General features: G+C 49.8%; 1 protein-coding gene. It reads left to right on the forward strand.

Annotation, left to right across the window (positions count from 1 at the left end; genetic code table 11):
• A partial coding sequence (locus AAEY79_RS15185; RefSeq protein ID WP_352289298.1) for an AbgT family transporter occupies window positions 1–265 on the forward strand: 265 nt, incomplete at both ends.

The following is a 265-nucleotide window of genomic DNA, read 5'->3' on the forward strand; positions in this document are numbered from 1 at the left end:
GGCTTAGCGCGTATCGTTGAAAATCTAGTCACCAACTTTACCGGTTTTGTGCCATTAGGTACAGTATTGGTCGCGCTATTGGGTGTGGGTATTGCTGAGCGCTCGGGTATGATCTCCGCAGCTTTGCGTGGTCTCGTTATGAACGCCCCCAAAAAGCTAGTAACTTTGACCATTGTCTTTGCCGGTATTATGTCGAATACCGCAGCTGAGCTTGGTTATGTGGTATTGATACCGCTGGCTGCGGTGATTTTCCACTCGCTTGGGC

Source organism: Psychrobacter sp. GW64-MNA-CIBAN-0177, assembly GCF_040309585.1.
GTDB classification, from domain to species: Bacteria; Pseudomonadota; Gammaproteobacteria; order Pseudomonadales; family Moraxellaceae; genus Psychrobacter; species Psychrobacter okhotskensis.